12 protein-coding genes are annotated in these 13,163 nt (G+C 48.9%); 7 read left to right on the top strand and 5 right to left on the bottom strand.

Translation table 11 applies throughout. The annotated features are described in order from the left end of the window. The first annotated feature begins 76 nt into the window (after nucleotides 1-76). The 6 genes from O59_RS17720 to O59_RS17745 all read left to right on the top strand — a co-directional run bounded on the left by O59_RS17720 (nucleotide 77) and on the right by O59_RS17745 (nucleotide 4,472). A complete protein-coding gene (locus O59_RS17720) occupies nucleotides 77-850 on the top strand; it encodes a ThuA domain-containing protein (RefSeq protein ID WP_007645124.1) in 774 nt (257 codons plus the stop codon). A 37-nt stretch (nucleotides 851-887) separates the two neighbouring features. After that, nucleotides 888-2,390 (top strand): phospholipid carrier-dependent glycosyltransferase, encoded by a 1,503-nt coding sequence (locus tag O59_RS17725; protein WP_007645125.1) that lies wholly within the window; start codon nucleotides 888-890, stop codon nucleotides 2,388-2,390. Between the two features lie 2 nt (nucleotides 2,391-2,392). Then, nucleotides 2,393-2,974, top strand: a complete 582-nt coding sequence (locus O59_RS17730) for a hypothetical protein (protein ID WP_007645126.1) — start codon at nucleotides 2,393-2,395, stop codon at nucleotides 2,972-2,974. Between the two features lie 492 nt (nucleotides 2,975-3,466). Beyond that, a complete protein-coding gene (locus tag O59_RS17735; protein WP_157152628.1) occupies nucleotides 3,467-3,808 on the top strand; it encodes a hypothetical protein in 342 nt (113 codons plus the stop codon). Between the two features lie 160 nt (nucleotides 3,809-3,968). Continuing rightward, complete coding sequence (locus O59_RS22325) at nucleotides 3,969-4,229, top strand: DUF4156 domain-containing protein (RefSeq protein WP_369728894.1); 261 nt, start codon at nucleotides 3,969-3,971, stop codon at nucleotides 4,227-4,229. 63 nt (nucleotides 4,230-4,292) lie between these two features. Further along, nucleotides 4,293-4,472, top strand: a complete 180-nt coding sequence (locus tag O59_RS17745; RefSeq protein WP_040393327.1) for a hypothetical protein — start codon at nucleotides 4,293-4,295, stop codon at nucleotides 4,470-4,472. A 214-nt stretch (nucleotides 4,473-4,686) separates the two neighbouring features. On the opposite strand, the gene secD is transcribed toward O59_RS17745, so the two are convergent. Next, nucleotides 4,687-6,987, bottom strand: a complete 2,301-nt coding sequence (gene secD, locus O59_RS17750; RefSeq protein WP_007645131.1) for a protein translocase subunit SecD — start codon at nucleotides 6,985-6,987, stop codon at nucleotides 4,687-4,689. Nucleotides 6,988-7,059: 72 nt separating this feature from the next. Then, nucleotides 7,060-7,473, bottom strand: a complete 414-nt coding sequence (locus O59_RS17755; protein ID WP_157152629.1) for a hypothetical protein — start codon at nucleotides 7,471-7,473, stop codon at nucleotides 7,060-7,062. A 230-nt stretch (nucleotides 7,474-7,703) separates the two neighbouring features. On the opposite strand from O59_RS17755, the gene bamE reads away from it, so the two are divergent. Further along, nucleotides 7,704-8,174, top strand: a complete 471-nt coding sequence (gene bamE, locus O59_RS17760; protein WP_007645135.1) for an outer membrane protein assembly factor BamE — start codon at nucleotides 7,704-7,706, stop codon at nucleotides 8,172-8,174. A 101-nt stretch (nucleotides 8,175-8,275) separates the two neighbouring features. Here the strand turns inward: bamE and O59_RS17765 are convergent, their stop codons facing one another. The 3 genes from O59_RS17765 to O59_RS17775 all read right to left on the bottom strand — a co-directional run bounded on the left by O59_RS17765 (nucleotide 8,276) and on the right by O59_RS17775 (nucleotide 13,054). Further along, complete coding sequence (locus O59_RS17765; RefSeq protein WP_007645137.1) at nucleotides 8,276-9,574, bottom strand: glycosyltransferase; 1,299 nt, start codon at nucleotides 9,572-9,574, stop codon at nucleotides 8,276-8,278. Nucleotides 9,575-9,608: 34 nt separating this feature from the next. Beyond that, nucleotides 9,609-10,883, bottom strand: a complete 1,275-nt coding sequence (locus O59_RS17770) for a TIGR03862 family flavoprotein (RefSeq protein ID WP_007645140.1) — start codon at nucleotides 10,881-10,883, stop codon at nucleotides 9,609-9,611. A 209-nt stretch (nucleotides 10,884-11,092) separates the two neighbouring features. Then, a complete protein-coding gene (locus O59_RS17775) occupies nucleotides 11,093-13,054 on the bottom strand; it encodes a sialate O-acetylesterase (RefSeq protein WP_232283109.1) in 1,962 nt (653 codons plus the stop codon). Nucleotides 13,055-13,163 lie beyond the last annotated feature (109 nt).

Consider the following 13,163-nt stretch of genomic DNA (forward strand, 5'->3'; position numbering starts at 1 on the left):
CCAAACAACAAAAACGCTGAAAACAATAACAAGCTCAAACACAACAAGAACAATCTCTTCGCGAGGTACATCCACGATGCACAACAAGTTACTGCTATCCCTTGCCTTTACCTGCTCATTACTGTTCGCCAGCCTCAGTGCTCAGGCACAACAATTTAATGTGCTGCTGTTTACCAAAACCAATGGCTTTCACCATGAATCCATCAACGAAGGTGTGACCGCCATGCGCGCCATGGCCAAGCGTCATGACTTTGCGTTGGATTGGCACGAAGACGCCAGCATTTTCAGCGATGAGAAACTGCAAAAATATCAGGCCGTGATTTTCCTGCTCACCACCGGCGACATACTCAACGATGAGCAACAAGCGGCGATGGAACGTTTTATTCGTTCCGGCAAAGGTTTTGTGGGTGTGCACAGCGCTTCCGACACCGAATACGACTGGGACTGGTACACCAAAATGGTAGGCCGCACCTTTCATATTCACCCCGCCAATCAAAGCGCAGACCTGCAAGTACTGGATCGCAAATTCCCCGGTCTGGATCGCATGCCGGATCGTTTGTTGTGGACCGATGAATGGTATGAGTTTGGTGCAGAGCGAATTAAAGGTTTGAATTACATACTTGCTGTTGATGAACAAACCTACGACCCCAGCGCCCAGTGGGGCGAGAAAAAAACCGCTGGCATGGGCAAGTTCCACCCCATCGCCTGGTACCACAATTACGATGGCGGCCGCGCGTTTTACACCGCCCTCGGTCACCTGCCAGCCACCTACAGCGACACGCTATTTCTTGAACATGTTTACGGCGGTGTTTTCTGGGCGGCAACCGGTAAAGGTTTGCGCAAAAAATAATTCCAACGCACAACACTAACTCTAAAAAAAATACACTATGAAACTTTTCCTAAAAACCTACGCACGTTTTATTTACCCAGTGGCGATTCTGATTATCTCACTGGGTATTTATTTTCCTTTCTACGGCAGTCCCCAAGCGATGTTTTGGGATGAAAACTACCATGTTGCCTCCGCCCAGAAACATATCGATGGTGTGATGTACATGGAGCCTCACCCTCCCCTCGGCAAAATGCTGATGGCGGTGGGTGAAGTGATGTTTGGTGGCAACGGCGAGGTCGATAAACAAAAGTTGTTGGAGACGGATTATTTAACCGGCGACAACGCGCCACCCACCATGACCTACAAAGGCTTTCGCTGGCCGTCGGTGATGATGATGGCGCTCGGCGTGGTATTTTTTTACGGGATTATTAATGCGATAACCCAACGCGCATGGCTGGCCGCCGCGTTTACCAGCTTGGTGATTTTTGACAACGCCCTGGTTATTCACTCGCGTGCTGCCATGCTCGAAGGCATTCAACTCTTTTTTATTCTCGGTGCGCTCTATTATTTTGTGCGTGTCGCCACCGATTTTATTCATCACCAAAAAGCCATTTTATTAAAACACTATGCACTGCTCGGGGTATGGATAGGCTTAGCCGTCGCGGTCAAAGTGAATGCATTTATTTTGCTACTGTTATTTGTCATGCTGTTTGGTGTGGATCAATGGAGCGCGATTAAACAATGGCAGTGGCGCGCACTGTTCACCCACTTAGCCACCACAGTTCCAGCCGGCGTGCTGCCGGTTGCTGCGGTATTTTTCGCGGTGTTTTATGTGCACATCGGCATGGGCACGCAAATCGTGAAAGATCGCACCTACAAAGCCTCACCTGAATACCTCACCCAAATTCGCGCTGGCAATACCTGGTCGCCCTCCACCTTTATGCTGGGCATGCGCGACAACTGGAAATACATGTCTGAATACGCCGATGGTGTTCCGCGTTTGGATGTGTGCAAACCTGATGAAAACGGCAGCTACGCCATGGGCTGGCCGGTTAGCAAAAAAACCATTAGCTATCGCTGGGATAAAAACACTATCGACGGCAAAGTCGTGGTGAAATACAAATACCTGATTGGCAACCCCATTGTGTGGTTCTCGGTACTGGGCGGGATTATTTTGTCGGTAGGTTTAATTATCGGCCGCTATGTTTATAACAACCCCATCAAAGACGAAAAATTATTTTATTGGATCTGCGCTTTCACCGCGCTCTACCTCAGCTACATGATTGCGATTTTGCAAATCGAACGCGTGATGTATTTGTATCACTATCTCGTGCCGCTACTGTTTGGCGCCGTCAATCTCGCACTGGTATTTAATTATATTTACCGCGACGAAGTGCTCGCCAACAACAAACACACCATTATCAACGCCAGCTTATTTGCGCTATTGGTAATCGCCGTATTTGCCTTCTTCTCCCCCTTCACCTATGGCTTTGGCCTGACGGAAGATCAATTTGAAATGCGCAACTGGTTCAGCTTCTGGAAACTGCAGGTGGTGAGATAATTATGGCCATTCAATCGCTTCTCAACAAAAACGTGCTGTTACACAAAAACACTATTTTTTCCGCGCTGCTCGCGCTGGTAACCATTTTAATTCTGGTGCGTATCACACCGGTAACAGTCGATCCGGTGGTGAAACTGGTTATCAGTAAAAACCGCGTAAGCATTGGCAATATCTATCAAGCCCGCGACATTGAAGTCACCCGCGAGGTAATGGTAGACCGCTTAAACCTGGAAGAAAAAAGCCGTTTCCGTCACCCCAAACTGGGCAACGTCGCCACCTATACCGATGACTTTTTTGTGGATGTAAACCACACCATCACCGTTAAACAAGCAGACACCTATCGCTTTTTAATGGGCAGCGACGACGGCTTTTCCTTGCGTATTGATGGCAAATTAATTTGCGAACACTTAAAAGACCGCCCCTACAGCGTGCAAGTTTGTATGACCCATTTAAGTGAAGGCCAACACCAAGTCGCCATCAGCTACTTCCAAGGCTTCGGCAACTCCGGCTTCACCGTTCAATACGCCCGCGGCGATGAAAAACCCAACTGGTTTGGGGATGATTCTAAAAGCGTGAAGTTTTAATTTATCGCAACACGCTACCTCATGAAAAACGCCCGCAACTGTGGGCGTTTTTCATTTAGAGATTACTGAAAATATGGTTGGCTGAAAGTTATGTGGTGTAATTGACAGCCCTGAGCAAGCAGCCCTAGCATCGATAAAATAGTGCCATGCAGCGAAGCACAACTAATGCAGATTGGAGCAAGTCACGAATCGCAATAGATTGAATGGCAACTATGTGCCCAAAACGGAATTTTTAGCTTAATAAGCGGCTCGCGCCGCGCATCGACTTTATTGAGGCTGGAACCACCAATAAATCTCAATAGAAACAATTGACTAAGTTAACCTAGCAAAACCAGACACAAATGATATGCAGCCAGCGATATGAAGCACCAGCCAAAACACCAAACCAACTTTAACTGCTTGATGTTTATGCAATTATAGATCGCCGCAAACTTTCATCAGTAATAATATACGGCTGCAATGACCAACAAAGTGTTAGAGGGAGGAAACAGCGTGCAAAAAAAGAAACCTGAAAATATAGCGCTGCCAGAGCACTACTCAAAATTAAAACAAAATGAGCAGATCCACAAAATGGCGACCAGAAAAGGAATTACACTAGAAGCAGCAAAATCTATAATTATGGAAAGAGCTGAACTTAAAAATGGAATCCGTAAAAAAACAAGCAGCAACAATAAAATAAAAGTTCCTCCTGAAAAGTCTAATGAAAAAAATAATCCAACAGTGATTTTAAAAAATAGCAAAAAAACAATAAAAAAGAAAAAGTACAAAAAAATAGACATGCTTGACTGCTGGTGGTCTAGGCTATCAGGGTGCTTTGAGGCTGGAAAAAAGTAAACCTCGAACAAAGTATTTCAACACCATTTAGGTGCTTCGCGCCTCCATTCGACAGCGTTAGACACAAAGTTAACTATCGCAACACTAGGATGACACTATGAATCTTAAGCTAATTACACTAACAACATTATCAATATGCACGTTTGTTGGGTGCGCATCAATGACACCGGAAGCTCAGAATGTTGTTGTACATACTCAGGCATCCACACTGCTTGACGATTGCGAAAGATTGGGAACAGTCTCTTCTACTGTAAGCGATTGGAGCAAGTGGGATCGTTCACAATCAATACAGCAAGCAAAGAATAATGTTCGTCACGAAGCCTACGTACGATATGGAGCTGACACAGTTGCAATTGTGAATGCTGATAACTACATGACTTCCGCTACGATTCAAGCTATCGCATTTAAGTGTAATAAATAGAAGCTATTGCCACTGCACTTAGCATAAGTGAATACAAATCTAACAATCAATAGGAGAAATTTTATGCAACGTGCTGGAGCCGTTTGCCCTGAATGTGGGTCAACTAAGACACCTCGCAAAGAGAAAATTATGGGACAAGATACACAAGATTTAATTTGTGCTGATTGCAGGCATGTCGGTTGGTGGGCTAGTTTTCAACCTAAAAATCAGAAGGAAAAGGAGGTGAATAAAGGAGAGTCGTAAATGCCTCGAAGCGTTAGAAGGTAGCCAGCATGGAGCCTAACGAAATACGGAATCATTTAAGCAGCGAGAAGCAACCCGATTAAATAATTTTTAAAACTCCCGTATTCCATCAGGTTCCATACAGGCTACGAATTTAATAACTTAATTTTTTGGGCATTGCTGCCCAATCTACCATAGCTATCACCCAATGGTGATAGCTATTAAAAACTCCTTCCTACGGCAACAAATCAATTTCACGCTGCGCTTCGTTGGCAACATGCAATTGCGATTTCCCTTTGCGCATTCTCCGCTCCCCCAGCAGCAACACAATCGGCGCAGCAATTAAAATGGATGAGCTGGTGCCGATGACTATGCCGAATAACATGGGCAGTGAAAAACTGGATACGGCGCTGCCGCCTGCAATTGCCATGGGCAGTAATGCCAGGAAAGTTGTGACTGAGGTAAAGGTGGTGCGCGTGAGTGTTGAGGTGATGCTTTCATTAAGCAGCTGCACTAAAGGTTTGTCGGGTGTGAGGCGCAGGTTTTCGCGGATGCGATCAAACACCACGACTTTGTCATTCACCGAATAACCAATTAACGCGAGCAGTGCGGCGACAGCGGTGAGGTTAAACTCCACGCCTGCCAGCGCAAAAAAGCCGATGGTTTTGGTTAGATCGAGTGCAAGTGTGAGAGTAGCAGCCATCGCAAAATGCGATTCAAAACGTAGCCATAAATAACCCAACATGCCCAGGCCTGCCAAAATAATCGCAAGGATAGTCGCATCGCCAAAATCGCCACTGACGCGTGGCCCAACCATTTCTACGCGTGGAAATTCTGCATCCGGTGCTATGGCAGTCACGGCACTTTTTACCGCTTGTACGCTGCTGCCATTCGCCACATCCTCTGCGGATTGCATGGGCAAGCGCAGCAGGTAATGACCATCGCTACCAAATTCCTGAATGGCTATCTGCGCGTATTCGCCTTGCTGCAAACCATTGCGCAACGCACTCACATTGGTATCCGGCGCGCTCACTTCTATGACAGTTCCGCCACTAAAATCGATGCCGTAATGCAAGCCGGGGCTAAAAAATAAAAACACCGATGCCAACGATAAAACGGCAGACGCCATCAAACCAAAAAAACGGGCGCGTAAAAACGGAATAGTTTTTTCACTGATACTATCCAACCATTTTATGCCGGAAATAATTAACGGCTGTTTACCCAATTTGCTCACGCGCCATTCCATAACTAAACGCGTAAACGAAATCGCGGTAAACATGGAGATTAATAAACCCACCGCCATAGTGAACGCAAACCCGCGCACTGGGCCGCTGCCGAATAAAAACAATAAACTTATAGCAATCAGCGAGGTGACATTGGAATCCAGAATGGTGCTGTAGGCGCGCTGGAAACCGGCACGCAAGGCCTGCAGCGCATTTTCGCCGCGCCGCGTTTCTTCACGGATACGTTCATTAATTAAAATATTCGCATCCACCGCCATGCCCACACTTAAAATAAAACCGGCGATACCTGGCAGCGTAAGCGTCGCACCGAGCAGGCTCAACACACCAAAACTCAAACCAATATTAATCGCGAGACCAACACAGGCAATAAACCCCCAACGACCATAAATACCTACCATAAACGCGAGCACCAACAGCGCGCCGACAATACCGGTGCTGATGCCCATGGAGATTGCATCGCTTCCCAAATCCGGCCCCACGGTTCGCTCTTCAATTACCTTGAGCGGTGCGGGCAATGCACCCGCGCGCAACAACAATGCCAAATCATTGGCTGATGCACTGGTAAACGATCCGCTAATTTCGCCGCTACCACCGGTAATTGCACTGCGAATAACCGGCGCTGTCACCACTGTGTCATCCAATACAATCGCGAGCGAGCGCCCCACATTGCGCTGGGTCATATCGCCAAAACGGCGTGCACCGTCTTTATCCAATTTAAAATTGACGACAGGTTCGCCGGTGTCCGGATTAAACGCCAAGCGCGCATCGCTGATGTGCTTTCCTTCCAATGCGATGCGCTCCTCCAATTGATAGCGCTCACCCGCCTCGCCCTTAACCGAGATAATTTTGGTGTGCAGTGACGATTGGGAATTGGCGGCCCAATGGAATGTCATGCGCGCGGTGGTGCCCAACAACTCGCGAATATGTTGTGGGTCACTCACCCCGGGTAGCTGCACTAAAATGCTGTCACTGCCCTGCCGCGTAATCATCGGTTCCACCATGCCGGTTTCATCCAGCCGGCGGCGTACCACCTCCAAACTTTGCTCGACCGCATCGCGCACTATTTGCTCATGCAGCGTCGGGTTTTTATCGCGCACCAATTCGCTGGTGTCCACTTCCAACAACAAATGCGAGCCGCCGCGCAAATCCAGCCCCAACGTTAATTGGTTTTGCGCATACCAATCGGGCAATTTTTGTAATGCAGATTCGGGTAATACGTTAGGCAGGGCACTGAGCAGCCCAAATAAAATAATCAGGCCATAAATAACAGCCCGCGAAAAAAGGGTTTTCATCGCTAATACTCCACATTGCGTACGCAGGAGGTGTACGCAAAAAAATAATTAAAATGTTTTTTAACGGAGTGATTAAACGAGCGGTGGTGCGCGGGGAACATTGAGTGACTGTAATTGCAGCCAAGATATAGCGGGTGCAATTTCAGTAAGAAGGGATTGCCTGACAAAGTCGGAAGCTGGAGCCAAGCGAAATTCACTCGCCAGCAATAGCCAGAGCGGCTCGGGGGATTCAAGTGTGTTGGGTTGATTTTTAGTACGGGAGAAAAATCGTTTAAGCGAAAATGAATGCTCGCTATTGGCATGTAGCGGTGCATCTATTGCCGTCGCTATACCATTTTGCTCAGCTGGACCCCAGGGGGTAGTTTGTGTACCCGTGTATAGCGCCGCCAGCCATAACAAACCAACTAGCAAAACACTGCGCCACGCCACAGCCTTCCAGACAGGGACAGGAGACAGAGCTTGATAATGAGAGGAAGGCGTGTGCATAGCGGCGACCGCGACAAGGATTAGTGAATGGTGGGGTGCGGAGGTGAGTTATTCAAGCGCAGTGGACATAAAATTCGCGCAAAACCTTTCGGACGCCGCGCACAATAAGCTACAAAAAAAGAATAATTTTCATTTGACCTTCACTTGCAACTTGATTAGGGTGGCCGCGCAGTTTGGCACTGCAATACACATTTCCAGATTCACTATCAGCCTAATTAGGGAGTTTTACTGTGAAAAAATCATTGGTTGTTATGGGTTTAATCGGTCTGTTGACGGCACAGGCACAAGCGGCAGATTTGTTTGGTTCGCTTAAAAAAGCCTCTGAATCTGTGGATCAGGCGCAGGCAAAAGTCGCAGAGACCCAAGCCAAAGTTGAAGATACCAGCACAGCAGCGAGCAACGTTTCCACTACGCCGGAGCAATCCGCCGTGGCCTTAGTGAAATCCAAACTGGGCAATGACGCGACCAAAGCAAAAGTTCAGGCTACGCTGGGCGCTCCCGTCACCACCAGTGGTGAAGCAGACGCAGAAGTATGGTTTTACAACGTAAGTTCCGTAAATGCCACTGCTGCACAAGCAGCGCAAGTTGCTGCAGCACTCGGCGTAAATGCCGCTGCAAATAGCAATAAACAAGTGGCCGTACATTTTGCAGGCGATAAAGTCAGCAATGTAGCGATTGCAGAAGCGGTAGCAGCGGAATAAGTTCTACCAATGTTCCGTTTAAAAAAACGCGCGCTTTGCTGTTATTTTTTAACAGTTAAGCGCGCGTTTTTTATTGCCCAAGTATTGAGAAAAATAAGCCGTTAACGATTCTTCGCCTCAATCCACTGCGCCATATATTGGGTGCTTTTGTGGTGATGATGGCGCAGCATTTGGCCGATAAAATTGCGCTGCCGCTCAGCGGCGATTTTTTCTTCCAGAGAAAGTAAACGCTGCTGTAATTCGATGGCGTAATCGCAGCGGTAAAAATAGTCGCGCAGAATATTAAAGCCCTGCTGCTGTTTTTCTTGCCAGAGCGAGGGCTGCTGGTAAAGATCCAGCGCCGCTTGCGCAAATATTTCTGCATCATCGGCAATCACACCGCACCAATCAAAACCACCGCTCATGGATTCACAGCCAATACGGGTGGTTACACTCGGAGTGCCGCTGTGCATGGCATCCATCAGCTTGCCTTTAATACCCGCACCAAAACGTAAAGGTGCAAGACAAACACGCGCGTTTTGCATTACCGCCTGGGCATCGTCCGCCCAGCCTTTGATATGAAAACCTTCTTTGGCATTGTGCAATTGCGTCGCTTTTGGTGGCGGGTAGGCGCCGTAAATATGCAGCTCCGGTGCAACCAAATTTGCATGTGCAAACTGAGCACGAATTAGCGGCCAGAGTTGATGCTTTAACCAGAGCACTGAATCCCAATTGGGTTCGTGGCGAAAATTGCCGATGGTGATGAAATGTCGTCGCGCGGAAAAGTCCGGCAGGGTTTTATTTTCAAGGGCGGGTTGCGATAAAAATGGGCAATAAAATAATAACGGCGCAGGAACCGAAAAATATTGCTGCAGCAATTCCATTTCCATTTCCGAAATCATCAGCGATAGATCGCAGCGAAAAATTGCCGCCACTTCGCGCTGTGCCATATCGCTGCTGCACATTTGCGCATAAAGCGCGGGCGCTGTGGTATTCACCGGCGCCACTGATTGACGTTCTTTTTCAGTAGCCGCCAGTTTTTGGGTGGTTTTTAATATCTGCTGGCGCGCATGGCGCAGACTGTGAAAATCTTCCGTATCCAGAATGCGTAGCGCCTGCGGGCACTGCTGTTCCACGCGCCAACCAAACTGTTCCTCGGTAAAAAAGCGATCAAACAACACAGCGTCCGGTTGCAACGCACACACAAATTCATCAAAGCTGCTGCAATTCAGTGCGATAGTTTTTTCTGCCACACCCAGCGAATTTAAATCAAACCGGTGTTCGGATAAGGCCGCCGCTGAGGCAAAGGTTACTTCACACTGCATTGCCAAAAATAATTGCACCAACTCCAACATGCGGCTACCCGCCGCCGAGGAATTGGGTTCTGGCCACACATAGCCAAGCACCAGAATTTTTTTCATATCACTCTACTTAATACCCTACTTAGTACCCTGCTTAGCCCACATGGGCTGCACGTAAATAACTCACCACACCATTTCCGGCGGCGCGCCCGCTGGCAAAACAGCCGGTCAGCAAATAGCCGCCAGTGGGCGCATCCCAATCCAACATTTCACCGGCACAAAATACACCGGGGATTTTTTTGAGCATGTAGGAGGCATCCAACTCTTTGGCAGCCACACCACCGGCACTGCTGATAGCCTCATCAATCGGGCGCGTGGCGGTTAAGGTGACGGAGAGTTTTTTTATCGCCATCGCTAACAGCGCGGGATTTTCGAACGTCTGTTTGCTGGTAAGTTCACGCAGCAATGCCAGTTTGACAGGTGAGAGATTGAATTGTTTGCGCAAAAAATTACTGAGGGAATTTTTCTCGCGCGGCTTATTGAGTTTTTGCACAATTTTTTCTGGCGACAAATCGGGCAACAAATCGATATTCAACAGTGCAGAACCATTCTGCGCCACGTTTTCACGCAGATATTTTGACAGCGCATAAATACCCGTGCCTTCAATACCGTAAGCGCTGATGATGGCTTCCGACAAAATCTGGCGCGGCATACCCTGCGTATCCACACAACTCAACCCCACTCCCTGTAAAGGTGCACCCGCATGTTGGTTGATGAGAAACTCACTCCAGATCACATCAAACCCGCAATTACTCGGCACCAACTCATTCACTCGCACGCTGCGTTCACGCAGCAAGGGCACCCAGGCACCGTTGGAACCCAAACGCTGCCAACTGGCGCCGCCGAGGGCGAGCACTAGCGCATCTGCATTAATCGTTTTAGTGATGGCATTGCCATTTTCCTGCGCGGAAAAATTTAAATCGCCCTGCTCACTCCAACCCAACCAGCGATGGCGCGGATAAATTTTTACCCCCAACTCACGCAAGCGATGCAACCAGGCGCGCAATAACGGCGCCGCTTTCATATCGGTTGGGAAAACACGGCCTGAAGAGCCGACAAAAGTATCCACACCCAAACCATGCACCCACTGGCGCAAGGCATCCGCATCGAATTGTTTGAGGGAATTGATGAACTGGGCGTTGGCCGAATAGCGCGCGCGAAAATCCTCTGCCGGTTCCGCATGGGTGATATTCATTCCACCCACACCCGCCAATAAAAATTTGCGCCCCACCGAAGGCATCGCATCGAATACCGACACACTGTGGCCAGCAGACGCAATCACTTCCGCCGCCATTAAACCCGCTGGGCCGCCGCCAATAATTGCTACGGATTTAGTGGGGGAAATATCAAAAATATCGAATTGTTTCAAAATAAAAACGCCGATGAGAAATTAATTCCACATCGGCGTTTGTTAGTGTTTTAAAAAGTCTATTTATTATCGAGCGGTAGCGGAAGGGATTCCGGTATTTGCTCGGAGACCGTGGCCCGCAAGGACGCGGGCGACGAGCCCCCAGGGAAGGGTTCACGGCGAGTCTCAGAGTGAATGCCGGAATCCATTACGCGGGGGAAATATAGACACTAATCTAAAACGCTAGCCTCAAACGGCGATGCAGGCAGACCAGCGCTATTATACAGATTTGCCCCCTCAGGGTTGTCCGCCCAAGCGTATCGCACCCATTTAGGCTCCGGCACCGCATCCGCCGAGACTACCAGCTTATCTTTTTTCACTTGCACCTTAGCCCACACAAATTGTTTATCCGCCCCGGCAATTGCCATGTGTTTTACATCGCCACCACCGAGCACGCGCAAACCTTTACCCGTATCACCAAAGGACAATTCCACTGTGTTGCCCTTACGCTCTACTTTTTGCAAGGTCGGGCCAGAAGCCAATAAACGCTTTTTGCCATAGGCCAACTTCAGTGCACTCAACGCCAAACGATCGCCCACCGACTGCTTATTCAGCGGGTGAATATCGTTCCACTCACCCACATCAATCGCTACGGCCATGGCGGTATTTTTTAGCGCGAGTGTTTGGCGCTGCGCCTCGCGCAGTTCTGCCCAGCCACTTTCCCCCGGCTCAGGTTTGGCGGGTAAAAAATTCGCCAATTGCGCATAAATAAACGGGATATCGCCCTGTTTGAATTGCGCGCGCCAATCCACAATTAAATCGCTGAATAAATTTTTATATTCCGCCGCACGCGCCACGTTGGATTCACCCTGATACCAAATCACCCCTTTAATTTGTAGCGGCAGCGCAGGTGCCAGCTTGGCATTAAACAGTGAGGATGGAATGTAGTGCAGCGTAGTGGTTGGTTGCATAGCGGGCGCATTGGCGGCGATTTGATATTTCCATTCGCCCGCCAAAGGAATAGATTCCATGGTCGGCAGGGCTTCATCCAATACCAATTCATAGCGCTTGTCCTTCACAAAACCGGCGTTACCCGTGTAGCTGGTAATACGAATAGCGATAGTATTTTTGCCCGCTTTTAATACCCCCGCTGGCAGCGAATAAATACGCGGCGGATATTGATAACCGGTCTGCCCTACCGCCTGACCGTTCACAAATACCTGGTCGCCATCCACAATCGCGCCCAACCACAAAGTGCCTGCTTTTGCCGCCTGTGGTGGGCTTAGCACCAACTCTTTGCGCACCCACACGCTGCCGTTGGTGAAATCGCTGCCCTGCTCTTTGAAAAAGCCAGGCACTTGCAAGTTGTTCCAATTGCTTGCATCCAGCTCTGCCTGCGACCAATTATTTTGCAGACCAATATCGGCCGCCGTTAAATCGCCATACCACTTGTCATTATTGGCTTTGTCTTTGGCGATGGTCGTTTGTACATGCGCATCGTCTTTGAACGGTGTTAATTGTTCTACATAGTGTGGATATTTTTTTAACGCCGCTTCACTCATCCACGCCTCAGCGGGTGAGCCACCCACGGGCAAAGTCACCACGGCGATAGGCACACGGGTAACACGATGCAATTGCTTGGCAAAGAAAAAGCCTACCGCTGAAAAACCCGGCAGATTTTCCGGCGTAGCGGTCTTCCATTCACCCTGGGTGTAATCCGCCAGCGGCCCCTTGAAGGCGTATGCAACGGGCACGTTAAATTCGCGCACCTGCGATAAGCGGGTTGCTTCAATCACACCGGGGTACTGGTATTTCACCCGACGCAGTGGTAATTCCATATTCGACTGCCCCGCTGCGATCCACACGTCGCCCAGCAAAATATCCTTGCGTGTAAGGGTGTTTTTGCCAGTCACGGTTAACTCATAAGGGCCGCCAGCTTTGCGCGCCGGAAAGGTCACCTGCCACTTGCCCGCCTGCGCGGTAGTGCTTTGCTCCTTACCCGCAAAGCTCACCGTCACCTGCTCGCCCTCATGCGCCCAGCCCCAAATGGTGATGGGTTTATCGCGCTGCAGAATCGCCCCATCGCTTAACAAGCGCGGCAGGGTGACATCGGCATAAGCCGGGGAAAACGCCGCCAATGACACAGACAACAGCAGCAGGAATCGCACAGGGAAACGAAGAATATTATTCATAATCAGCACTTTTATGGTTATGGTCAAAAAGAAAATTACATGCTCACTTACTTGTATACCAGATAAACCTTAAAACGTCAGCCCACTAAACCGGATTTAACATAGCTTG

This window comes from Cellvibrio sp. BR (genome assembly GCF_000263355.1).
Taxonomy (GTDB): Bacteria; Pseudomonadota; Gammaproteobacteria; order Pseudomonadales; family Cellvibrionaceae; genus Cellvibrio.

Coding starts and splice junctions, on each gene's coding strand:
- O59_RS17720 (WP_007645124.1), top strand. CDS start 77: ATGCACAACAAGTTACTGCTATCCCTTGCCTTTACCTGCTCATTACTG.
- O59_RS17725 (WP_007645125.1), top strand. CDS start 888: ATGAAACTTTTCCTAAAAACCTACGCACGTTTTATTTACCCAGTGGCG.
- O59_RS17730 (WP_007645126.1), top strand. CDS start 2,393: ATGGCCATTCAATCGCTTCTCAACAAAAACGTGCTGTTACACAAAAAC.
- O59_RS22325 (WP_369728894.1), top strand. CDS start 3,969: ATGACACCGGAAGCTCAGAATGTTGTTGTACATACTCAGGCATCCACA.
- O59_RS17745 (WP_040393327.1), top strand. CDS start 4,293: ATGCAACGTGCTGGAGCCGTTTGCCCTGAATGTGGGTCAACTAAGACA.
- secD (WP_007645131.1), bottom strand. CDS start 6,987: ATGAAAACCCTTTTTTCGCGGGCTGTTATTTATGGCCTGATTATTTTA.
- O59_RS17755 (WP_157152629.1), bottom strand. CDS start 7,473: ATGCACACGCCTTCCTCTCATTATCAAGCTCTGTCTCCTGTCCCTGTC.
- O59_RS17765 (WP_007645137.1), bottom strand. CDS start 9,574: ATGAAAAAAATTCTGGTGCTTGGCTATGTGTGGCCAGAACCCAATTCC.
- O59_RS17775 (WP_232283109.1), bottom strand. CDS start 13,054: ATGAATAATATTCTTCGTTTCCCTGTGCGATTCCTGCTGCTGTTGTCT.